This window comes from Brevundimonas sp. UBA7664, assembly GCF_002483305.1.
In the GTDB taxonomy this organism is placed as follows: Bacteria; Pseudomonadota; Alphaproteobacteria; order Caulobacterales; family Caulobacteraceae; genus Brevundimonas.
The window spans coordinates 29,550-51,200 of the sequence record NZ_DLHQ01000039.1 but is presented as its reverse complement, the minus strand read 5'-3'; the positions used below and the strand labels follow the sequence as shown (position 1 = coordinate 51,200).

Genomic DNA, 21,651 nt, shown 5'->3' with positions numbered 1-21,651 from the left:
CACTCCCCCGGAAAGCGCCCTGCCCATGACCGACTACATCGTCCGCGACATCTCCCTGGCCCCCTATGGCAACAAGGAGATCGAGATCGCCGAAACCGAAATGCCGGGGCTGATGGCCCTGCGCGAGGAGTTCGGCAAGGACAAGCCGCTGAAGGGCGCCCGCATCGCCGGCAGCCTGCACATGACCATCCAGACCGCCGTGCTGATCCAGACCCTGGAAGCCCTCGGCGCCGAGGTCCGCTGGGCCTCGTGCAACATCTTCTCGACCCAGGACCACGCCGCCGCCGCCATCGCCGCCTCGGGCACGCCAGTCTTCGCCACCAAGGGCGAGACCCTGGTCGAGTACTGGGACTACGCCCACAAGATCTTCGAATGGGCCGACGGCGGCTATCCGAACCTGATCCTCGACGACGGCGGCGACGCCACCCTGCTGTGCGTGCTCGGGCCCAAGGCCGAGAAGGACATCTCGGTCCTCGCCAACCCGCAGAACGAGGAAGAGGAAGCCCTCTTCGCCGTGATGAAGCGCTACATCGCCGAGAAGCCCGGCTTCTATTCGGCCATCCGCGACGCCATCGGCGGCGTCTCGGAAGAGACCACCACCGGCGTCCACCGCCTGTACCAGATGGCCGAGCGCGGCGAGCTGCCCTTCCCCGCCATCAACGTCAATGACAGCGTCACCAAGTCCAAGTTCGACAACCTGTACGGCTGCCGTGAATCGCTGGTCGACGCGATCCGCCGCGGCACCGACGTCATGCTGTCGGGCAAGGTCGCCGTGGTCTGCGGCTACGGCGATGTGGGCAAGGGCTCGGCCGCTTCGCTGCGCCAGGGCGGCGCCCGCGTGAAGGTCACCGAGGTCGACCCGATCTGCGCCCTGCAGGCGGCGATGGAAGGCTATGAGGTCGTCACCGTCGAGGACGTGGCCGGCGAGGCCGACATCTTCGTCACCGCCACCGGCAACAAGGACGTCCTGACCGTCGACCACATGCGGGCGATGAAGAACAACGCCATCGTCTGCAACATCGGCCACTTCGACTCGGAGATTCAGGTCGCCGGCCTGAAGAATTTCAAGTGGGACGAAATCAAGCCGCAGGTCCACCACATCGAATTCCCGGACGGCAAGAAGATCATCCTGCTGTCGGAAGGGCGTCTGGTGAACCTGGGCAACGCCACGGGCCACCCGTCGTTCGTGATGAGCGCCAGCTTCACCAACCAGACCCTGGCCCAGATCGAACTGTGGACCAACAAGTCGAAATACGAGAACCAGGTCTACGTCCTGCCGAAGCACCTCGACGAGAAGGTCGCCATGCTCCACCTCGGCAAGCTGGGCGCCAAGCTGACGACCCTGTCCAAGGAACAGGCCGACTATATCTCGGTGCCGACCGAAGGCCCGTTCAAGCCGGATCACTACCGCTACTAGGCGGAAAACGACCGACAATCGGAGGGGTCGGCGCCGTCAGGGCGCCGGCCCCTTCTGCCGTCCGGGCCTCAGGCCGCCAGCAGGGGGGCGCCGGCCTCCGCCTGCCTTTCCGCCAGGCCGGTCTCGAAATCCATGAAGATGTCGATCAGCTCCTCGACCCCGACGCCGGAGGCGCCGGGGCTGAAGCGAAAGCGCCAGAAGCTGACGATGTGCTGGATCGCGCCGAGCTGGTCGCCCAGGCGCGAGAACAGGCGCGGCGCATCGAGCAGGAAGTCCCGGAAAGCCGCCGACCGGCCTTGGGTCGTCAGCGCGGCATAGGCGTCGTCATACACGGCCAGGGTCCGGCGGACGTCGGCGCAGGTCCGCACGATCCGGTTCTGCAGCACGGCCCGGCCCCGATCCAGATAGGCGCGGCTCTCCCGGTCCAGCTTGCCGATCGGCCGGACCGTCCGGACGGCCTCGGCGACCGCGGCGATCTCGCCCGTCAGACTGGTGAGCATCCATTTGTAGTAGAGGAAGCCCTTCCAGCAGAAGACCCCCTCCTCATAGTCGTCGGGCTCCAGACGCAGGGTTTCCCGCAGGGTCTCCATCCGGTCGCGCGGATCATTGGACATAATCTTCCCCGCCAGCCGCCGGGTCGATCCCACGGCGTCCAGATCGGAGCCGATGCTCAGGGTGACCAGCGGACGGATCTCATCCTCGACGAACCGGGCCATCTTCAGAACGTCCGATTCACTGATCGAGAAATAGCAGCCGGCGGGTTCGACCCCGCCCCGCTTGAGCTGTTCGCGCAGAAGAAAAGGGTCCAGCGACGGCAGGCGGTCCAGCAGGCCCAGGGTCACCATGTCCGGGTGTCGGGCGTCGATCCCGAAGGCCTCGCGCATCACGCCCTCGAAACCGCGCTGCCCGACGAAGACGTAGCGGCCGCCGGATTTGAGGTCGGCGGGGTCGAGCGGAATGACCACCTTGGTGGCCACCTGCCGGCGCAGATAGAAGCTGTCCGCCTCGTCCCGGCGCAGCCGGTGCTTGATGATCATCGACCGGTTCAGCGCTGGCGTCCGGAACAGCGGATGCTCGGCCCAGTCCGCCTCGCCCCCGTGGTCGAGATAGATCTTGAGCAGATTCAGGACGCGCGCCGTCGAGGCCGAGCGGCGCAGGTGGGCCAGGTTGCGGATCGCGCGGTCGGTCATCAGGGCCCTCGGAGCCGGACAAGAGACCACGAAAGGATGACCAACGGCTTAGCTGGGCGGCGCTTGTATCTGCGGCGATGCGGGCGCTGGCCTCCGCCGGCGACCGCGCCTAGATTGCCGCCATGGGCGACCTCATCAACATCCTCATTCTCACGGCGATCCTGGCGGTGACCGTCACCCTCGGGTTCGGCCTCTGGTCCCTGCACAAGGGCGGCGAACAGGCCGCCTCACGCTCCAACAAACTCATGCGGCTGAGGGTGGCGCTGCAGGCGCTGGCGATCGTGCTGCTGTGCGTCGGCATGTGGTGGAAGTCCACGCAAGGGTCCTGAGCCGATGGTGGTCCTGAACCGCATCTATACCAGGACCGGCGACGGCGGGCAGACGCGGCTGGCGTCCGGCGCGACCGTGTCCAAGAGCGACCGCCGCGTCGAGGCCTATGGAGCGGTCGACGAACTGAACAGCGTCCTCGGCGTCGCCCGGCTGCATGCGGGCCAGAACGACCGCATCGACGCCATGCTGGGCCGGATCCAGAACGAGCTGTTCGATCTCGGCGCCGACCTGGCCACGCCGCTGGACCCGCCGCCGAAATGGGAGGCGCTGCGCATGGTCGACAGCCAGGTCGAACGGCTTGAGGCCGAGATCGACTGGATGAACGAGAGCCTGAAAGAGCTCGACAGCTTCATCCTGCCGGGCGGCTCGCCGCTTTCGGCGCACCTGCATCTGGCGCGAACCGTGGCCCGTCGGGCCGAGCGCGAGGCGGTGCGGCTGGTTGAGGCGGGCGAGGCGGTGACCCCCGCCGCGGTGCGCTATCTGAACCGGCTGTCCGACCATCTGTTCGTCGCCGCCCGTCGCGCCAACGCCAACGGGGCCGATGACGTGAAGTGGACACCGGGCGCGACGCGCTAGCCGATTTCAGGGAGCGCCATCGATCGGGGATACCAGCCGGCGCAGCAGGACTTCAAGCGTCGCCCTCTGTTGCGGGTCGAGACTCGCCAGGGCCAGCTCCGCCATGGCGAAACGTTCGTCAACGAAGGATTCGATCAGGTCGAAGCCCTTTGGCGTCAACCGGGCCAGCAGCATTCGCCGGTCTTCCGGCACCCCCCGTCGCGAGATCAGACCGGCGGCCTCAAGCCGCCGCAGGCAGGCCGTCAGCCCCCCCGACGTCAGAAGCACCCGCCTGCCAAGCTCGGTCGGCGTCAGCTCGTAGGGGCTGCCCGCCCGACGCAGCGTCGCGATCACATCGTAGTCGGAGTAGGACAGACCCGGGTTCGACGGCATCCGCGTGACCGCCTCCTCATACTGCCGACCCAGCCAGATAATCCGGCCGATGACCTGAATGGGATCCGCCTTCGTCTGGGGACGCGCGCGCTGCCAATCGGCTACGAGACTGTCGACGATGTCGGGTGGGGGTGTCGTGACCATGCCTGCTACCTAGCCCGATTGGCTTCCTCCGACAAAGTTTCACACAAAGTATCTTGACGACATATATCTTTGTGAAAAGATATCTGGGCGATCCGGAGATGAGTATGCGCAAGATTTGGCTGATGGCGGCTGTGGCCGGAGCGGTTCTTTCAGGCTGTCTTGGTGCATCGCCGTCCCTTGCGGCGGCGCCTTCGCAGGACCCCGGCCGGGCCGCGCCTGCCCCTGGCGTGCTCGACGCCGCCTTCGATGCCTATCTTCAGGCGTCCGTCGCAAACGCCGGCTTCAGCGGCACGGTTCTGGTGGCCCGGGACGGGGCGCCCGTATTCCGTCGCAGCTATGGCCTGGCCAGTCAGGAATTGGCGGCGCAGAACACCAACGAGACCGTCTATGATCTGGCGTCCATCACCAAGCCGTTCACCGCCCTGCTGATCATGATGATGCAGGAAGAAGGCAGGCTGAGCGTCAGCGACCTCGCCTGCAGCTATCTGACGGACTGCCCGGAGGCCTGGCGGACCATCACCATTCAGCAACTGCTCACCCACACCTCCGGCATCGAGAGCTATTCCAGACTGCCCGAGTGGGATGAAGAGCTGGACACGCGCGTCTTCTGGCGCGGCGGCGCGGCGATGATGATGAGAGATCAGCCGCTTCGTTTCAGCCCGGGAACGGGCTGGCGCTACAGCAATACCGGGTTCGATCTGCTCGGCCTGATCATCGAGCGGGTGTCCGGAAAAACGCTGCCCGACATGTACCGGGACCGGATCCTGTCGCCGCTGGGCATGAGCCGAAGCGGCTTCCACACGTCGCGCATGGTCGTGCCCGGAGCCGCTACCGGCTACTACTCACTCGGTTCGACCTTCATCAACAAGACGCCGCAGTCATCGTCTTCCGCCTACGGCGCAAGCGGTCTGTTCGGCACGGTCGATGACCTGCTGAAATGGGATCAGGCCCTCTATTCCAACCGGCTCATCTCGGCCGCCTCCTACGAACAGATGATCGCCGACAGCAGCAACGAGTATGGCTTCGGCTGGGAAATGCGGACCTGGCACGGCCGTCGGCAGGTCGGGCACGCGGGCAGCGGTGGAGGGTTCTCGAACCTCATTGGACGCTTCATTGATGACCGGCTGACGGTCATCGTCCTGAGCAACAGCGACGAAGCCAACGCCAATGCCACGGCCCGTGATCTGGCGGCGATCTATTTCGGTGAAGAGTACAGGCTGCCCGTAAAGGGCCGGAAGGCGCGGTTCCTGGACGCGATCCAGGCGGACGGCCCGGAGGCCGCCATCCAGCTCTATCGGGACATGCAGGCCGCGGAGCCGGACGCGGAGGCCTTCAAGACAGACGAGTTGCTCGTCACAGCTGGCTATGATCTTCACGGCGTGCCGTTGATGGACGCGGCAAGGCGTGTCTTCGAATTCGCCCTCGAGCAGTTCCCACGCTCGGCCTACAGCCACGACGGTCTTGCAGATGTCGCGCTCGCCGAGGGCCGAATCGAGGTCGCCGTCCGCCATTTCGAAATGTCGCTCGCCCTCGACCCGACGAACGAATACGCGATCAAGGGCCTTGAGCAGGTCCGCTCGTCTCGTCCTCGTTAGACCTGCAGCCTACTGCGCCGCCAGGGCCACGCGCTGGCGTTCGCGATCGGCGTCCCGCGCGGCCCGCTGGGCCGCCAGGGAATCCTCGATCGCCAGAAGCTCGCGGTTCTTCGCGTCCGAGGCGGCGGCGCGGTCTCCGGGGTTGGGACGGCCGGTGATCTCGGCAATGGAGATGGGCTGGGCGCAGATTCGGGTCTCGGCGTCCCACCATTTGCCACCGTCCTCGCAGCGGTCTCCGGGCGCCACGACGAGGTTCTCATAGGCGAACATCCCGGCCAGCAGCACGGCGAACAGGCTCAGGAACAGAACGCTCAGCCGTTTCATGGTCAGGAGGCGGTGCATGCGGGCGTTCCAGGGCTGGGCCGGACGGAGGATCGCCTCCGTTGACGCGGCGTTACGTTGACAGGCCGGGTGAGGCGTACCATTCCCTCACCCAACATTCCGGCGCTTTCGTGGATATCAATATGAAGGTTCTCGTCCCCGTCAAACGGGTGATCGACTATAACGTCAAGGCTCGCGTCAAGGCGGACCAGACCGGCGTCGATCTCGCCAACGTCAAGATGAGCATGAATCCGTTCGACGAGATCGCCGTCGAGGAAGCCGTGCGCATGAAGGAGGGCAAGGAGCATCATGCCGCCGGAACCGCGACCGAGATCGTGGTCGTCTCCATCGGCGTGACCCAGGCCCAGGAAACCATCCGCACCGCCCTGGCCATGGGCGCGGACCGCGGCCTGCTGATCCAGTCCGACGCCGATCTCGAGCCCCTCGCCGTCGCAAAGCTGCTCAAGGCGGTGGTCGACGAGGAGAAGCCGGATCTGGTCCTGCTCGGCAAACAGTCGATCGACGGCGACAACAACGCGGTCGGCCAGATGCTGGCCGCCCTGCTGGACTGGCCCCAGGCCACCTTCGCCGGCAAGATCGTCATCGCCGACGGCAAGGCGACCGTCACGCGCGAAGTCGACGGCGGCCTCCAGACCCTTTCGGCGACCCTGCCCGCCGTGGTCTCGGTCGACCTGCGCCTCAACACCCCGCGCTACGCGTCCCTGCCCAACATCATGAAGGCCAAGAAGAAGGAGATCGCCGTCAAGGCGGTCGCCGACTACGGCGTCGACACGGCGCCGCGCCTGACGGTGAAGAAGGTCACGGCCCCGCCGACGCGCTCGGCCGGGATCAAGGTGGCCGACGCCGCCGAACTGGTTTCGAAACTCAAGACCGCGGGGGTCCTGTAATGGCCGTTCTCGTTATCGCCGACCGCGACGGCGACACCGTCCGCGACACCACCCACAAAACCGTCACCGCCGCCCTGAAGCTGTCGGGCGATGTCGACATCCTGGTTATCGGCCAGGGTTCGAAGGCCGCCGCCGACGCCGCCGCGAAGATCGCCGGCGTGCGCAAGGTCCTGCTGGCCGAGAGCGCCGGCCTGGGTCACCAGCTGGCCGAGGCGGTCGCCGCGACGGTGACCGGCCTCGCCGCCGGCTATGACGCCATCCTGTCGCCGGCCACCACCGACGGCAAGAATTTCATGCCGCGCATCGCCGCCAAGCTCGACGTAGCCCCGATCTCGGACATCATCGAGGTCGTCTCCAACGACACCTTCGTGCGCCCGATCTACGCCGGCAATGCGCTGGAAACGGTGCAGTCGTCGGACGCGAAGAAGATCATCACCGTCCGCCCGACCAGCTTCGACGCCGCCGCTGAAGGCGGCTCGGCCTCTGTCGAAAGCGTCGCGGGCGCCGACGCCGGCAAGGCCGCCTTCGTCAGCGAGGAGATGGTCAAGTCCGACCGCCCCGAACTGGGCGCCGCCAAGATCGTCGTCTCCGGCGGCCGCGCCCTCGGCTCGGCCGAGGAGTTCCACGCTGTCATGGACCCTCTGGCCGACAAGCTGGGCGCCGCCGTGGGCGCCTCGCGCGCCGCCGTGGACGCCGGCTACGCCCCCAACGACTATCAGGTCGGCCAGACCGGCAAGGTCGTGGCCCCGGCCCTCTACATCGCCATCGGCATCTCGGGCGCCATCCAGCACCTCGCCGGCATGAAGGACTCCAAGGTCATCGTCGCCATCAACAAGGACGCCGACGCCCCGATCTTCCAGGTCGCGGACTACGGCATCGTCGGCGACTACAAGACGGTGGTGCCGGAGCTGATGAAGGCGCTGGGGTAGGACTCTCGTGGCCGCCGCCAACCTCTACACCTTCGTCGATCTCTTCTCCCGGTCGGTCGGAGCCGCCAGGCATCTCCTCGCCAAGGGCGCGGCCCATGCCGCCGACGCCGGCATCACCGAGCAGGAGATGCTGGGCTGGCGTCTCGCGGACGATATGCACCCGTTGGGTTTCCAGCTGATGGTGGTGGCCAATTTCAGCCGGACCTGGTCGGCGCGGGCTGCCGGGCTTGAGCCGCCGGCGGGGATCGCTCCCGACCTTGATGTGGCTGGCTATGACGCCGGTCTCGAGGCGGCCCAGTCCTTCCTGGCCGGCCTCACGGCGGAGCAGTTCGACGGCCGCGACGACGTCCCCCTGACCTTTGAAATCATGCCGGGCATGGCGCCCACCTTCCCGGCGGCGAAGTGGTTGACGGTGTTCGCGGCCACCAACATCAATTTCCATCTGGCGATGGTCTACGCGATCCTCCGCGCCAACGGCGTGCCTCTGGGCAAGGTGGACATGTTCCCCTCGGGGCTCGGCTAGCTGATCCAGGCAGACTGGTCTTCCTCCGCCATGGCCAATCTCCCCGTCCGCCTGACCCCCGGCGCGTCCGTCGACCGCATCGACGGTTGGGACGTCGACGCCGAAGGCCGGCCCGTCCTCAAGGTCCGCGTCCGCGCCCGGCCCGTCGAGGGCGAGGCCAATGCGGCGCTGGTGAAGCTGATCGCGAAAACCCTCGGGGTGCCGAAATCCGCGGTGGTCCTCCAGCGCGGCGGCCAGTCGCGGACCAAGATGCTGGTGATTGAAGGTCTGTCCGAAGACGAGGCGAAGCGTCGCCTTACCGGTTTGTAATATTTCCGGCTTTGACGGGACCCGCCGGACCCTTTTGTAATCCGCCCCGACGTACGCCAGCGGGCGTATTTGGGGAGCGTCCGATGAGATTCCACGCCTTGCGGGGCTCCAGCCTCGCCACCCTCGCCTGCGTGCTGACGGGCTCACTCGTTCTGGCCGCCTGCGCCACCACCGGCGGCGACGATGATACGCCCGCCGCCGACGGCTCGTCCAACGCCGAGGCGCGCGAGCCGCTGGCGCGAGGTCTGGACGCCGCCGCCAACCCCGATCCCTTCCCCTCGACCTATCGCGGCCTGCCGCGCGAGAACATGGCCATCGTCGGCGGCACGGTCTTCACCGGCGCCGGCCAGCGGATCGAGAACGGCGTGGTCATCGTCACCGACGGCAAGGTCGCCGCGGTCGGCGACGCCTCAACCCCGATCCCCGCCGGCCACCGCAGCGTCGACGCGCGCGGCCGGTTCGTGACCCCGGGCATCATCGACACTCACAGCCACCTCGGCGTCTATCCCTCGCCCGGCGTGTCCGGCATGAGCGACGGCAATGAGGCGACCAACCCGAACACCGCCCAGGTCTGGGCCGAGCACAGCCTCTGGCCGCAGGACCCCGGCTTCAACGCCGCCCGCGCCGGCGGGGTGACCACCCTCCAGATCCTGCCCGGCTCGGCCAATCTGTTCGGCGGGCGCGGCGTGACCGTGCGCAACGTCCCCTCGGTGACCATGCAGGGCATGAAGATGCCCGGCGCCCCCTACGGCCTGAAGATGGCCTGCGGCGAGAACCCCAGCCGGGTCTACGGCGGCCGCAACAGCTCGCCGGCCACCGGCATGGGCAATGTCGCCGGCTATCGCGCCGCCTTCATCGCCGCCCGCGACTACAAGGCCAAATGGGACAAATGGCGCGAGGACGGCGAGGGCTCGCCCCCGACCCGCAACCTGCAGCTCGAGACCCTGGCCGGGGTGCTGGACGGTTCGGTCCTGATCCAGAACCACTGCTACCGCGCCGACGAGATGGCGGTGATGATCGATATCGCCAATGAGTTCGGCTACGAGATCACCGCCTTCCACCACGCCATCGAGGCCTACAAGATCGCGCCCCTGCTGGCCCGTGAGGGCATCTGCGCCGACATGTGGACCAGCTGGTGGGGCTTCAAGATGGAGGCGCTCGACGCGGTCGAGGCCAACGCCGCCCTGGTCGACGCCCCCGCCGGCTCCTGCGCCGTCATCCATTCCGACGACGCCCAGCTGACCCAGCGCCTCAACCAGGAAGCCGCCGCCGCCCTCGCCGCCGGCCGCCGCATCGGCATGACCATCTCCGAGGAACGGGCGATCAGCTGGATCACCCTCAACCCGGCCCGGTCGCTCGGCATCGCCGACCAGACCGGCTCGCTCGAGGCCGGCAAGCGCGGCGACGTGGTGATCTGGAGCGCCAATCCGTTCAGCGTCTACGCCCGCGCCGACCAGGTCTTCATCGACGGGGCCCTGACCTTCGACCGGATGAACCCGGCCTATCAGCCGCTGTCCGACTTCGAACTGGGCCAGCCCGGCTTCGGCCTGCCGGCCGCCAACGTCCTGCAGGGAGCCCGCTGATGCGCCTCAAGAGCCTCATCCTCGGCGCGGCCTGCATGGCCGCGCTGGCCACACCCGCCTTCGCCCAGTCCCTCACCGCCATCACCGGCGGCCGGGTGCTGACCGGCACCGCCGTGATCGAGAACGGCACCGTCGTGATCCAGAACGGCCGGGTCGTCTCGGTCGGGACCGGCGCCGCCCCCGCCGGCGCCCGCGTCATCGACGCCCGCGGCAAGGTGGTCTCGCCCGGCTTCGTCGCCGTCGATAGCGGTCTGGGCGGCTCGGAGATCTCCTCGGTCGGCGGCTCGGACGACCTGTCCAACGGGGCCAACTCCATCAGCGCCTCTTTCGACGTCAGCTACGGCCTGGATCCCTGGTCCTTCACCCTGCCGGTGGCCCGCCTCGGCGGCATCACCCGCGCCATCGTCGTGCCCAGCCACGCGGGCGGCGGCGGCGGCGGTCATGCACATGACGACAGCGACTTCGCCGGCGTCGGCGACGGCGGCCTGCAGTCCCCCGGCCTGTTCGCCGGCCAGGCGGCCATCATTCATCTGGCCCAGGGGACCGACATCCTGGTCAAGCCGCGCGTGGCCATGGTCGCCCCGTTCGGCGAGGCCGGGGCCGGCATCGCCGGCGGCGCCCGCGGGGCCCAGTTCACCCAGTTCAAGGAAACCCTCGCCGAGGTCCGTCTCTACGCCCGCAACCGCGCCGCCTACGACCGCGCCGGCCTGCGCGACCTCAGCCTGTCGCGCGCCGATCTCGAGGCCCTGATCCCGGTCGCCAACGGGACCATGCCCCTGATCGTCACCGTGCGCCGCGCGGCCGATATCCAGCAGGTCCTGCGCCTCGCCCGCGAGGAGGGGGTCAAGATCATCCTCGACGGCGCCGAGGAAGGCTGGCTCGTCGCCGACCAGATCGCGGCCGCCAATGTGCCCGTCCTGCTCAACCCCGTTTCCAACTTGCCCGGCAATCTCGAGACGCGGGCGGCGCGGATGCAGAACGCCGCCGTGCTGGACGCCGCCGGGGTGCTGATCGCCATCAAGGGCAATGAGGGCTCGATCCACCGCGCCCGCGAGACCCGCTACAACGCCGGCAACGCCGTCTCGCACGGCCTGCCCTATGACGCCGCCATCGAGGCCATCACCGTCAATCCGGCCCGCATCTTCGGCATGGCCGGCCAGTTCGGCGAACTGCGCGCCGGCGCGGCGGCCGATGTGGTGATCTGGTCCGGCGATCCGCTGGAGCCGCTCAGCAACGCCGAGACCATCTTCATCGGCGGCGCCGAACAGGCCCCGACCAGCCGCCAGTTCCTGCTCCGCGACCGCTACCGCGACGGCGGCGAAGGGGCGATGCCGCCGGCTTATACAAGGTAAGGGAGGTTCTAGGTTCTAGGGACTAGGTGCTAGGGAGAACGCTTGTTTCCCTGGCCCCTAGAACCTAACCCCTAGAACCTTCATGACCCCCCGCCTCTTCATCGACGCCGACGCCTGTCCGGTGAAGGACGAGGTCTATCGGGTGGGCGCGCGCTATGGCCTGCATGTGTTCGTGGTCTCGAACAGCTGGATCAACACCCCGCGCGAGCCGTGGATCGAACAGGTCGTCGTCGACGCCGGGCCGGACATCGCCGACGACTGGATCGCCGAGCGGGCCGGGCCGGGCGACATCGTCATCACCGCCGACATCCCGTTGGCCGACCGCTGCCTGAAGGCCGGGGCGCAGGCGCTGAAGGCCAATGGCCAGCCCTTCACCCCCGACTCGATCGGCTCGGCCCTCGCCGGGCGGATGGTCGGCGAGCACCTGCGGTCGATGGGCGTCGCCACCTCGGGCCCGCCGCCGTTCGGGCCAAAGGACCGCTCCGCCTTCCTGCAGGCGCTGGACCAGGCCGTGGTGCGGGCCAAACGGGTGGTCCGGTGACCGTCATCCCCGAGAGCGAGCTGGAGTTCCGCTTCTTCCGCGCCGGCGGGCCGGGCGGGCAGAACGTCAACAAGGTCTCGACCGCCGTGCAGATGCGGTTCGACGCCCGCAATTCGCCGTCCCTGACCGAGCCGGTGCGGGCGCGGCTGATGAAGGCGGCGGGCAGCCGGCTGACGCTGGACGGTGTCATCCTGATCACCGCCGTCCGCTATCGCACCCAGGAGCGCAACCGCGCCGACGCCATCGAGCGGCTACAGGGACTGGTCGACAAGGCCTCGGTGGCGCCGGTCTATCGCGTGCCGACGAAACCGACCCGCGCCTCCAAGGAACGCAGGCTGGAGGGCAAGGCCAAGCGGTCGACGATCAAGAGCGGCCGCGGCCGGCCCGGCGCCGACGACTGAGGGCTATTCCGCCGGGCGGAACAGCAGGGCGGCGACCTTGTCGGCCTCATTGAAGCCGATCACCCACTGGGTCGACGCATTGGCGAAGACCACGGCGTACAGGTCGGCGCCGTCCTGCGCGCCGACGAAATCCACCGCCTGGACAAGGCCGAAGCCCTGGATCAGCGGCTGGATCTGGGCCTCCTGCTCGCGCACCTTGGCGGCCAGGTCGTCCGTCATCAGCGAATAGTCGATCGCGCCGGCCTGGGCGCCGGCGATGATCTCGCGCAGCACCTCCGCCGACCGGGCGTTGGCTGGCGTCGGCGCGGGCGCGACGGGCTGGACCGGCTGGACCGGCGCGGCCTGAGCGGGGCGGTCGAAGGTGTTGGGGACCGTGCCGGCGGCGACCTGGGCCTGGGCGGCGACAGGGGTCAGCAACAGGGCGGCGGCAATGAGAAGCGTCTTCATGCGAGGTCTCCGGACAAGCCTCAGAGAATGGCGGGCCAAAGCGACAGAACAAGGGCGGCGGTCGCGGCGGCCGTCGCCAGCGTCACCGCCACGACCATCCAGGCGGGCGTATGCGCCTCACGGATGATCACCGTCTGCGGCTGCGGCGGGTTCTGCGCCAGCCGGGACAGGGCCTTCAGGGTGGCGCGAATGTCCTCGATGGCGTCGCGCACCTGGGCCTGCGGGCCGAGTTCCCGGCGGATCCACCGCTCGACCACCGGAGCGGCCGCGGCCCACAGGTCGTGGTCCGGGTTCAGCCGGCGCGCCACGCCCTCGACCGAGACCATGGTCTTCTGCAGCAGGATCAGCTCGGGCCGCAGATGCATGTCGAACAGGTCGGTGATCTCGAACAGCTGACCCAGCAGACGGCCCATCGACACCTGCGACGCCGCCTTGCCGATCACAGGCTCGCCCACCGCCCGCAGCGCCTGGGCGAAGGCTTCGACCGAATGCTCGGGCGGCACATAGCCGGCCTCGAAATGCACCCGGCTGATGCGGTCATAGTCGCGGCTCAGGAAGCCCCAGAGGATCTCCGCCAGATAGCGCCGCTCGGCCGGTCCCAGCCGCCCGACGATGCCGAAATCGATCGCGGTCAGCTCCGCCGGGGCGTGACAGAACAGATTCCCCTCATGCAGGTCGGCGTGGAAGGTCCCGTGGTCCAGCGCCTGGGTCAGGAAGGCCCTCACCACATTGTCGGCCAGGGCGTTCTTGTCCAGCCCCGGCTGTTCGGCGGCGGCCGGGTCCGTCATGGCCATGCCCGGCGCCCATTCCAGCGTCAGCACCCGCTTGCCGACCCCGTCCCAGATCACCGCCGGGGCGGTCATGTGACCGCCGACCCCGACGTCCTTGTCCATGATGTCCTTGAGCTCGGAGGCGGCGGCGGCTTCCAGCCGCATGTCCAGCTCCAGCTTCAGCGCCCGGGCGATGGTCTCGACGAAGGCGGACGGCTCCAGCCGCCGGGCCAGCGGGACGAACCGCACCGCCAGCCGCGCCGCCAGCCGCATCGAGTCCAGACCCTGGGCCACCCGGCGTTCGACCCCGGGCCGCAGCACCTTGACCGCCACCTTGCGCCCGTCGGCCAGCCAGGCCGGATGGGCCTGGGCCAGCGACGCCGCGGCCACCGGCGGGCCGAAATCGGTGAACAGGGCCTCGACCGGCCGTCCCAGCGACCGTTCGACCTCGCGCCGGGCCTGGTCCAGCGGGAAGGGTTCGAGCGCGTCCTTCAACCGGCCCAGGTCCCGCGCGAACTCGATGCCGAAGATGTCGGCGCGGGTGGCCAGCACCTGCCCCAGCTTGATCGCCACCGGCCCCAGATGTTCGAACGCCTTGCCCAGGCGCTGGCCGGGGCGGCCGTCGCGCCCCTCCCTGCCGGCGAAGGCGTGCAGCAGATGCGCCAGCCAGCGGATCCACACCGGCAGCAGGGGGGTGATCTCGCGCGGCGCCAGGGCGTCGTGGCGCACCAGCACCCAGCCCCAGCCCAACAGGCGCAGGGTGGCGTCCACCGGCCGGCGCACCGGCTCGGCCAGCGGCGGCGGGGGCGCCGTCTTGTAGTCGGCGGGACTGGTCAGATCGCCCACCCGTGATGGATGGCGGCGACCCCGCCCGACAGGTTGGTCACGGTCACGCGGCTGAAGCCGGCGTCCTCGATCATGGCCTTGAAGGTCGGCTGGTCGGGGAAGCGGCGGATGCTCTCGACCAGATACTGGTAGCTGTCGCGGTCGCCGGCCACCCAGCCGCCGATGCGCGGAATGGCGTGGAAGGACCAGGCGTCATAGGCCTTGCGCACCGCCGAGGCCGTCGGCCGCGAGAACTCCAGGCACAGGAACCGCCCGCCCGGCTTCAGCACCCGGCGCGCCTCGCGCAGCGCCTGCGGAATGTCGGCGACATTGCGGATGCCGAAACTGATCGAATAGGCGTCGACCGAGGCGTCCGGCAGCGGCAGGGCCATCGCGTCGCCGACCGACCACGACATCTCCGGCTCGCCGCCCTTCTGGACCCCGGCCATGATCATCTCGGCGTTGTAGTCCAGCACGATGATGGAGGCGTCGTCCCCGCCCCGCCGCTCCTGCGCCGCCCGCGCCATCTTCGCATAGCGCCGCGCCATGTCGCCGGTGCCGCCCGCCACATCGAGGATGGTCTCGCCCGGGCGCGGGTTCAGCTTCGCCGCCGCCGCGTCCTTCCACAGCCGGTGCACGCCCCCGCTCATCAGGTCGTTCATCAGGTCGTAGCTGGAGGCGACGCTGTCGAACACGCCACGGACCAGCTGCACCTTCTCCTTCGCGTCGACGTCGCGAAAGCCGAAGGAGGATGTCTTGCCGGTCGAGGCGGAGGCGTCGGTCATGGGCGCGGTCTAGCGCGTCGCCGCCCGTCCGTCACCGGGCTGCGTGGTCGCGGTCGCCGGCTCAGTGAACCCCGGCTTTCGGGCGCGGCACGCCGAGGTCCTTCATCAGGCTGCGGATCGCGCCGTAGCAACCGCAGGCGGCGGCTTCCAGCGCCTTGCGGTCGGTGACCTCGACCCAGCCGCGTCCGCGGCGGATCAGGCCCTTGTCGACCAGCAGGGCGCCCACTTCCGACACCGTGGCGCGGCGCACGCCCAGCATGCCGGCGATATCGGCCTGGGTCAGGCCCAAGCGATCCCCCTCCGCCCGGTCGTGGATGGTCAGCAGCCAGCGCGCCAGCCGTTCGTCCAGCCGGTGCTGGGCGTTGCAGGCCGCGGCCTGCTGGACCTGGGCGAACAGGCTTTCGGTGAAGCGGGCCAGCGCCACGCGCATGCCTTCGCTGGCCTCCAGGGCCGCGGCGAAGACGTCGGACGGGCAGCAGGCCGAAACCCCCTCGACCTGGGCGATGGCCCGGCTGGCGGCGCGGGCGTTCATCGGTCCGCAGGTGACCCCGACGAGGCCCTCGCGGCCGATGGCGGCGGTCTCGATCATCCGGTCGCCGTCGAGAATGGTCATCAGCGAGACCACGCCGCTCATCGGGAACCAGACCTCCTCGACCGCCTCGCCGGCATCATAGAGCATCTGTCCCTGGGCGAACGGGCGCTCGTGTAGATGCGGCTCGATCCGGCGCCGGTCAGCCGCGTCGAGGGCGGCGATCCACATATTGTCCATGACAGGCTCCAGGCGCGAATAGCGACGCTTGGTAACGCCAAAGCTTCACCGCGCGTTCCGTACCGCTTGTGGACCCCCGGCGGGCGCGATACGGCGAGGGGTACAGGAGGACGCCATGGCCGACCGGATTGACGTTGCGGAAGCTCTGAAGGGCCTGCCCCTGTGGCGCGCGCATGAGGGCGACCGGCCCGCGATCGTCCGCAAACTGACCTTCGCCGATTTCAACGCCGCCTTCGGCTTCATGACCCGCGTGGCCCTGCTGGCCGACAAGGTCGACCACCATCCGGAATGGTCGAACGTCTACAACCGGGTCGAGGTCCTGCTGACCACCCACGACGCCGACGGCGTGACGCAGAAGGATATCGACATGGCCCGCTTCATCGACGAAGCGGCCGGCGCGATGGGAGCGAAGTGATGGCGGCCGGAACGGGACGGGTTGCGGGCAAACAGGCCCTGATCACCGGCGCGGCCGGCGGGCTGGGCGAAGCGATGGCGTGGATGCTGGCGCGCGAGGGCGCGAAGGTCGCCGTCACCGACGTCAACCTCGAGGGCGTCGAAGCCCTGGCCGCCGCCATCAACGCCGAGATCCCCGGCTCGGCCTTCGCCTTCCAGCATGACGTGGCCAAAGAGGACCAGTGGGTCGCGGTCATCAACGGGGCCGTCGAGGCGATGGGCGGCCTGTCCATCCTGGTCAACAACGCCGGCGTCGGCGACGTCCTGGCCTTCGTCGAACAGGATACGGTCGCCTGCTGGCAGCGTCAGTTCGAGATCAACCTGCTGTCGATCATGCTCGGCTGCAAACACGCCATGCCCCACCTGCGCGCTGCCGCCGCCAAAGGGCCTGGGGGGGCCTCGATCATCAACATCTCCTCGATCGCCGGCCTCGCCGCCGCGCCGGGCATGGGCGCCTACAACGCCACCAAGGCCGGCGTCTGGATGTACACCAAGACCGTCGCGCTCGAGGCGGCCAAGATGGACTGGAACGTGCGCTGCAACTCGGTGCATCCGGTCTTCATCAAGACCCCGATCCTCGACCCCTTCATCGCCATGGCCGGCGGCGACGAGGCCAAGGCCCACGAACGCCTCAGCCGCGGCATTCCCCTGAAGCGGATCGGCGAACCGGACGACGTGGCGTACTGCGTCCTCTACCTCGCCTCGGACGAGTCGAAATTCGTCACCGGCGCGGAGTTCAGGATCGACGGGGGAATGACGGCACAGTGAGGAAGAGGCAGTAGGCGTTAGGCAGTAGGCATTAGGGCCCTGATGCCGGCGCTTGTTCCCCTACTGCCTACTGCCTACTGCCTACTCCACCAGATCCACCGGCAGAATCTGGCTCGACAACAGCGTCTCCATCCCCTCCCACCGGTCCGGGCCCTGGCGCTCGACCCAGGCCTGCACCGTGTCGCGGCCGAGGCCGTAGTTGATGATGTAGCTGCGGTAGGTGTCGATGAAGCGCAGCCGCTGGGTCGCCTTGGCCTCGTCGGCCAGGGTGTATGTCATCAGCCGCCGGATCGCCTCGGCCCGCTCGATCCGCCCCGCCAGCCAGTCGTCGGCGATGGTGTATTCCGCCCGCGCGAGCCGCCGCGTCAGCGCGCCCAGCTGCGCCTTCTTCTCCGCCGTCGACGGATCAAGACCGGCCAGCGGGAACAGCACGTCGCGCTCGAACGCCGTGCCCTCGTCACCGGGGAAGGCGAGGTCGATGCCGTAGTTGGCGCTGCCCTCGGCCACGAACGACATCGGGCTGAACAGGGGATAGACGCTCATCTCGACCCAGCCGCGCTCGCGCACGAAGGTCCGCTCCAGCAGGGCGTTGTAGACGTGGTGCCCTGGATAGCCTTCGTGGCAGCCCAGATCGATGGCCCGCTCGGTGTAGATCGGGAAGTCGGCGTTGATCTCGATCCGGCTGGCGGCGTCGCCGAGATAGTAGTTGTAGCCCGACCACGGCTTGTCGCCGACGAAGCTGAGGGTGAACCGCTCATTGGCCGGCAGGGCGATGTGGCGCACCGTCCGCGTCCGGCATTCGGCGATGGCGGCGTCCATCACCGCCTGCAGCCGGTCCTTCGGGATCACATAGTCCGCCCGGAAGGCCGTGACCCGGTCGGTCAGCGACCCCTCGCCCGGCAGCAGGGCGTCGATCTCGGCCAGGATGGGGTCATAGCTCGCCAGCGGGAGCAGCTCGGGCCGGATGCCGAACAGGGCCTCAGCCTCGTCGGCGAAGCTCATCTTCTCGCCCGACAGCATCCGCAGCCGCGCCGAGGCCGCCGCGACATGGGCGTCCAGATATTTGCGCCGCTGCATGTCCGCGGGCGTCGCGCCCGCCGGCCCGTTGCGGTCCAGATCCGCCAGCCGGCCGGACAGGTATGCCGCGCGCTGGATCAGCTGGTCCGCGGTCTCGGTCTCCGCCTTCGCCGCCGCCTGCCATTCCGTCGGCCCGTAATAGGCGTCGACATAGCCGGGCTCGAGCTCGCCGATGTCGAGGATCAGATGGACGTAGTCTTCGGCGATGGCGTCCAGGCTGTCCGGCGCGACGCCCGGATGGCCGGTGGTCACATCGTCCGGCGCCGTGGCGCAGGCGCCCACAAGCAACAACAGGCTGAACAGAACGGCGCGCATCGGGACCTCCATCACGGGTGAAATCGGTCTTGGCGGACGCAGTCCGCCGAGGCTCGGATTTCGCTCCAATATAATCGCGGAGCGCACGCTAGATCACGATCCGCCGGCCCGAACCTTACAAATCGTCCAGAATGCGATCCGGTTCAGTCGCGGCGCATTCGGGATTGAGGGCGGGCCGCTCCTGCTGTAAGGCCCTTCGTCCGGCGTTTCGCCGCCGACGCACCCGTAGCTCAGCTGGATAGAGTACTGCCCTCCGAAGGCAGGGGTCACAGGTTCGAATCCTGTCGGGTGCGCCATTCTTCCTCTTCCCGAACCGGAGCCAGAGCGCGTGACCGACGCCCTGCCGACCCAGCCCACCGGCCAGCCCGTCGGGCGCGTCATCGCCATGCCGGCCGACACCAACCCCGAGGGCGACATCTTCGGCGGCTGGCTGCTGGCCCATATGGACCTGGCCGGCGCCACCCCCGCCTTCGAACTGGCCCAGGGGCGCTGTGTGACCATCGCCCTCGACGGCATGGTCTTCCACCGGCCCGTCTCGGTCGGCGACGAGGTCTCGATCTACGCCCGGGTGCTCAAGACCGGTCGATCCTCGATCCGGGTCCACGTCGAGGCCTGGAAACGCCCCCGCAACCACGCCCAGGCCGCCTCCGAGCGGGTCACCGAGGGCGTCTTCACCTATGTCGCCATCGACCAGGACCGCAAGCCGAGGCCCCTGCCGGACGCCGCCGGATAACCCACTGCGACAGTGGGAAATCTTGACCTTTGGCCTCCGCGCCCCTACCTCGCGGGCATGTCCATCCGTCGCATCCTCACCATCGACAACGCCGCCGACCTGGCGGTGCTGAAGCAGATCTCCACCCCCGTCGAAGGGCCGGTGACCGATGAGCTGCGCCGTCTGATGGATGACATGCTCGACACCATGTACGACGCGCCCGGCATCGGCCTCGCAGCCGTCCAGATCGGCGACACGCGCCGGGTCATCGTCATGGACCTGAACGACCGCGACGGCCTCGCCGACGATCAGGACCCGGCCGAAATGTCGGACGAGGACCGGGAGAAATGGGAGCTCGCGCGCCGCAACCCGCGCTACTACGTCAATCCCGAGATCGTCTGGGCCTCCGACGAGCTGTTCACCTACGAGGAGGGCTGCCTGTCGGTCCCCGAATATTTCGACAGCGTCGAACGCCCCGCCCGCGTCCGCCTGCGCTACCTCAACTACGCCGGCGAGACGGTCGAGGAGGAGGCCGAGGGCCTCTACGCCGTCTGTATCCAGCATGAGATGGACCACCTCGAGGGCGTCCTGTTCATCGACCATCTGTCCCGGCTGAAGCGCGAGCGCGCCGTCGCCCGGGTCAAGAAGAACGCCAGGCTGGCCGCCTGATGGCCCGGATGAAGCGCCACCGCGACCGGATCATCGACCCGAGCGGCCGCCGCCGCCTGACCCGCAATGAAAAGGTCGGCATCGGCAGCATCGCCGCCCTTCTCGGCGTCGCGGCCGTCGGCGTCATCGCCGGCGTGCTGATCGACCGGCTGCTCGATTTCGACGACGCCATGGACGCCGGCGGCGAATGGGACGAGGGCGGCGGGGTTCACACCCGCTGGGAATAAACCCTCAGGGACGCTCGCGCTGTAGCTAAGGGCAGGTCGATCTGCGAACCTTGCTCAATGGACGTGCGCGCCACCCTCAGCTCCGAGCAGGACATCTACGACCCCGCCTTCGTGAAGGGCGTGTTCGATCGCTGTTCGACCGCCTACATCTCGTTCAGCTGGCTTTTCTCCCTCGGCTTCACCGAACGGTGGCGGAAGCAGTGCGTCAAGGCGCTGGCCCTGCCGCCCGGGCGCGAGGCAGAGGGTTATGACCTGATGGCGGGTACCGGCGAGGTTTGGCCGCACCTGTTCCGTCAGCACCCCGGGATCCGCCGCGTCACCGCGGTCGATATCTCATCCGGGATGCACCGCCTCGCGCTTGAGCGCCTCCACCAGGACCGATCGCACCGGATCGACTTCCTGGAGGACGACGTGCTGAAGAGCGACCTTCAGGACGAGAGCTGCGACTTCATCGTCTCGACGTTTGGCTTGAAGACGTTCGACCCTGCTCAACACCGGCAACTGGCCGAACTGGTCGCACGCGCCCTGCGGCCCGGCGGCGTGTTTTCGATGATCGAGGCGTCCGATCCGAAGGGCTGGTGGTTGCGGCCCCTCTACCTTGCGCACCTGAAAGTGCTGTTGCCGCTGATAGAACGCACCCTCCTGCGCGGGGCGCAGGACTTTGCGATGATCGGAACCTACTGCACAAATTTCGGAGACGCGGAATCGTTCGCCGAAATGCTTCGGGCGCAGGGCCTCGAGGTCAGGTTTACGCGCCACTTCTTTGGCTGCGCGACGGGCGTGAGCGGCCGCAAGCCGGTCGTCGTCTCCTGAACGTCATATAGCCGGAGGCCGTCGATCGAGCGATGGGCAGGTTCCAGGCCTCCCGCCCCTCGCCTTGTCCCCGTCCCGCGCATAGGGCAAAGCGCCCCCATGCGCCTCGCCTTCATGGGTACCCCCGAATTCGCCGTGCCGTCGCTGGCCGAGCTCATCGCCTCGGGCCATGAGATCGTGGCGGTCTACTCCCAGCCGCCGAAGCCGCGCGGCCGCGGCCAGAAGCTGACGCCCTCGCCGGTCCAGGCCTTCGCCGAGACCATGGGCCTGCCGGTCTTCACCCCCGCCTCGATGAAGTCGGCCGAGGCGATCGAGACGTTCAGAAGCCTCGAGGTCGACGCCGCCTGCGTCGTCGCCTACGGCCAGATTCTCAAGGCCGAGGTGCTGGACGCGCCCCGCCTCGGCTGTTTCAACCTGCACGGCTCGCTGCTGCCGCGCTGGCGCGGCGCCGCCCCGATCCAGCGCGCCATCATGGCCGGCGACCGCCAGACCGGCGTCCAGATCATGCGCATGTCCGAAGGCCTCGACGA

General features: G+C 68.4%; 27 protein-coding genes and 1 tRNA gene. 20 read left to right on the top strand and 8 right to left on the bottom strand.

Features of this window, described 5'->3' with window-relative positions:
• The first annotated feature begins 25 nt into the window (after positions 1-25).
• Complete coding sequence (gene ahcY / locus B2742_RS09325) at positions 26-1,417, top strand: adenosylhomocysteinase (protein WP_292065404.1); 1,392 nt, start codon at positions 26-28, stop codon at positions 1,415-1,417.
• Positions 1,418-1,485: 68 nt separating this feature from the next.
• On the opposite strand, the gene B2742_RS09320 is transcribed toward ahcY, so the two are convergent.
• Positions 1,486-2,607 (bottom strand): hypothetical protein, encoded by a 1,122-nt coding sequence (locus tag B2742_RS09320; RefSeq protein ID WP_292065403.1) that lies wholly within the window; start codon positions 2,605-2,607, stop codon positions 1,486-1,488.
• A gap of 122 nt (positions 2,608-2,729) precedes the next feature.
• Here B2742_RS09320 and B2742_RS09315 point away from each other — a divergent pair, with 122 nt between their 5' ends.
• Together B2742_RS09315 and B2742_RS09310 are read left to right on the top strand one after the other, a co-directional pair.
• Positions 2,730-2,936 (top strand): twin transmembrane helix small protein, encoded by a 207-nt coding sequence (locus tag B2742_RS09315; protein WP_292065401.1) that lies wholly within the window; start codon positions 2,730-2,732, stop codon positions 2,934-2,936.
• A gap of 4 nt (positions 2,937-2,940) precedes the next feature.
• Complete coding sequence (locus B2742_RS09310; protein WP_292065398.1) at positions 2,941-3,513, top strand: cob(I)yrinic acid a,c-diamide adenosyltransferase; 573 nt, start codon at positions 2,941-2,943, stop codon at positions 3,511-3,513.
• Between the two features lie 6 nt (positions 3,514-3,519).
• Here B2742_RS09310 and B2742_RS09305 read toward each other — a convergent pair whose 3' ends face one another.
• Positions 3,520-4,029 (bottom strand): MarR family winged helix-turn-helix transcriptional regulator, encoded by a 510-nt coding sequence (locus tag B2742_RS09305; protein ID WP_292065395.1) that lies wholly within the window; start codon positions 4,027-4,029, stop codon positions 3,520-3,522.
• 122 nt (positions 4,030-4,151) lie between these two features.
• On the opposite strand from B2742_RS09305, the gene B2742_RS09300 reads away from it, so the two are divergent.
• Positions 4,152-5,624 carry a serine hydrolase gene (locus B2742_RS09300; protein ID WP_292065392.1) on the top strand — a complete coding sequence of 491 codons (1,473 nt, stop codon included), beginning with the start codon at positions 4,152-4,154 and terminating at the stop codon, positions 5,622-5,624.
• Between the two features lie 9 nt (positions 5,625-5,633).
• On the opposite strand, the gene B2742_RS09295 is transcribed toward B2742_RS09300, so the two are convergent.
• On the bottom strand, positions 5,634-5,966 hold the full coding sequence (locus B2742_RS09295) for a hypothetical protein (protein ID WP_292065389.1): 333 nt from the start codon (positions 5,964-5,966) through the stop codon (positions 5,634-5,636).
• A 122-nt stretch (positions 5,967-6,088) separates the two neighbouring features.
• Between B2742_RS09295 and B2742_RS09290 the strand changes: the two genes are divergently transcribed.
• The 8 genes from B2742_RS09290 (at position 6,089) to arfB (ending at position 12,491) form a co-directional block, all read left to right on the top strand.
• Entirely contained in the window at positions 6,089-6,853 is a 765-nt protein-coding gene (locus B2742_RS09290) for an electron transfer flavoprotein subunit beta/FixA family protein (protein WP_292065387.1), read from the top strand.
• On the top strand, positions 6,853-7,782 hold the full coding sequence (locus tag B2742_RS09285) for an electron transfer flavoprotein subunit alpha/FixB family protein (RefSeq protein WP_292065385.1): 930 nt from the start codon (positions 6,853-6,855) through the stop codon (positions 7,780-7,782). The genes B2742_RS09290 and B2742_RS09285 overlap by 1 nt, the downstream gene beginning before the upstream one ends.
• Positions 7,783-7,789: 7 nt before the next feature.
• Positions 7,790-8,305 (top strand): DUF1993 family protein, encoded by a 516-nt coding sequence (locus B2742_RS09280; RefSeq protein WP_292065384.1) that lies wholly within the window; start codon positions 7,790-7,792, stop codon positions 8,303-8,305.
• Positions 8,306-8,335: 30 nt separating this feature from the next.
• Positions 8,336-8,614 carry a DUF167 domain-containing protein gene (locus tag B2742_RS09275; protein ID WP_292065383.1) on the top strand — a complete coding sequence of 93 codons (279 nt, stop codon included), beginning with the start codon at positions 8,336-8,338 and terminating at the stop codon, positions 8,612-8,614.
• An 83-nt stretch (positions 8,615-8,697) separates the two neighbouring features.
• Positions 8,698-10,197 (top strand): amidohydrolase, encoded by a 1,500-nt coding sequence (locus B2742_RS09270; RefSeq protein ID WP_292065382.1) that lies wholly within the window; start codon positions 8,698-8,700, stop codon positions 10,195-10,197.
• Positions 10,197-11,549 (top strand): amidohydrolase family protein, encoded by a 1,353-nt coding sequence (locus tag B2742_RS09265; protein WP_292065381.1) that lies wholly within the window; start codon positions 10,197-10,199, stop codon positions 11,547-11,549. Before B2742_RS09270 ends, B2742_RS09265 begins: the two co-directional genes overlap by 1 nt.
• An 82-nt stretch (positions 11,550-11,631) precedes the next feature.
• Positions 11,632-12,090 carry a YaiI/YqxD family protein gene (locus tag B2742_RS09260; RefSeq protein ID WP_292065380.1) on the top strand — a complete coding sequence of 153 codons (459 nt, stop codon included), beginning with the start codon at positions 11,632-11,634 and terminating at the stop codon, positions 12,088-12,090.
• Positions 12,087-12,491: an alternative ribosome rescue aminoacyl-tRNA hydrolase ArfB gene (arfB, locus tag B2742_RS09255; protein ID WP_292065377.1), complete on the top strand. Its 405-nt coding sequence runs from the start codon at positions 12,087-12,089 to the stop codon at positions 12,489-12,491. The genes B2742_RS09260 and arfB overlap by 4 nt, the downstream gene beginning before the upstream one ends.
• Positions 12,492-12,494: 3 nt before the next feature.
• On the opposite strand, the gene B2742_RS09250 is transcribed toward arfB, so the two are convergent.
• The 4 genes from B2742_RS09250 to B2742_RS09235 form a co-directional block, all read right to left on the bottom strand.
• Positions 12,495-12,938: a hypothetical protein gene (locus tag B2742_RS09250; protein WP_292065375.1), complete on the bottom strand. Its 444-nt coding sequence runs from the start codon at positions 12,936-12,938 to the stop codon at positions 12,495-12,497.
• A gap of 20 nt (positions 12,939-12,958) precedes the next feature.
• A complete protein-coding gene (gene ubiB, locus B2742_RS09245; RefSeq protein ID WP_292065373.1) occupies positions 12,959-14,554 on the bottom strand; it encodes a 2-polyprenylphenol 6-hydroxylase in 1,596 nt (531 codons plus the stop codon).
• Complete coding sequence (locus B2742_RS09240; protein ID WP_292065371.1) at positions 14,542-15,318, bottom strand: class I SAM-dependent methyltransferase; 777 nt, start codon at positions 15,316-15,318, stop codon at positions 14,542-14,544. Before B2742_RS09240 ends, ubiB begins: the two co-directional genes overlap by 13 nt.
• A 61-nt stretch (positions 15,319-15,379) precedes the next feature.
• Entirely contained in the window at positions 15,380-16,087 is a 708-nt protein-coding gene (locus tag B2742_RS09235) for a Crp/Fnr family transcriptional regulator (RefSeq protein ID WP_292065369.1), read from the bottom strand.
• Positions 16,088-16,202: 115 nt separating this feature from the next.
• Between B2742_RS09235 and B2742_RS09230 the strand changes: the two genes are divergently transcribed.
• Positions 16,203-16,502 carry a 4a-hydroxytetrahydrobiopterin dehydratase gene (locus B2742_RS09230; RefSeq protein WP_292065367.1) on the top strand — a complete coding sequence of 100 codons (300 nt, stop codon included), beginning with the start codon at positions 16,203-16,205 and terminating at the stop codon, positions 16,500-16,502.
• Positions 16,502-17,308: an SDR family oxidoreductase gene (locus B2742_RS09225; RefSeq protein WP_292065366.1), complete on the top strand. Its 807-nt coding sequence runs from the start codon at positions 16,502-16,504 to the stop codon at positions 17,306-17,308. Before B2742_RS09230 ends, B2742_RS09225 begins: the two co-directional genes overlap by 1 nt.
• Before the next feature lie 81 nt (positions 17,309-17,389).
• On the opposite strand, the gene B2742_RS09220 is transcribed toward B2742_RS09225, so the two are convergent.
• Positions 17,390-18,700 (bottom strand): hypothetical protein, encoded by a 1,311-nt coding sequence (locus B2742_RS09220; protein ID WP_292065364.1) that lies wholly within the window; start codon positions 18,698-18,700, stop codon positions 17,390-17,392.
• A gap of 219 nt (positions 18,701-18,919) precedes the next feature.
• On the opposite strand from B2742_RS09220, the gene B2742_RS09215 reads away from it, so the two are divergent.
• From B2742_RS09215 to B2742_RS09190, 6 genes are all read left to right on the top strand, one after another.
• Positions 18,920-18,996, top strand: a tRNA-Arg gene (locus B2742_RS09215).
• A gap of 89 nt (positions 18,997-19,085) precedes the next feature.
• The gene (locus B2742_RS09210) at positions 19,086-19,433 is read left to right on the top strand and encodes an acyl-CoA thioesterase (RefSeq protein WP_292065434.1); all 348 of its coding nucleotides are present in this window, start codon (positions 19,086-19,088) and stop codon (positions 19,431-19,433) included.
• 57 nt (positions 19,434-19,490) lie between these two features.
• Positions 19,491-20,081 (top strand): peptide deformylase, encoded by a 591-nt coding sequence (gene def, locus B2742_RS09205; protein ID WP_292065363.1) that lies wholly within the window; start codon positions 19,491-19,493, stop codon positions 20,079-20,081.
• Positions 20,081-20,308: a hypothetical protein gene (locus B2742_RS09200; RefSeq protein ID WP_292065361.1), complete on the top strand. Its 228-nt coding sequence runs from the start codon at positions 20,081-20,083 to the stop codon at positions 20,306-20,308. The genes def and B2742_RS09200 overlap by 1 nt, the downstream gene beginning before the upstream one ends.
• A 57-nt stretch (positions 20,309-20,365) precedes the next feature.
• A complete protein-coding gene (locus B2742_RS09195) occupies positions 20,366-21,121 on the top strand; it encodes a class I SAM-dependent methyltransferase (protein ID WP_292065359.1) in 756 nt (251 codons plus the stop codon).
• Between the two features lie 99 nt (positions 21,122-21,220).
• The coding region (locus B2742_RS09190) for a methionyl-tRNA formyltransferase (protein ID WP_292065357.1) at positions 21,221-21,651 on the top strand (431 nt) is incomplete at its 3' end.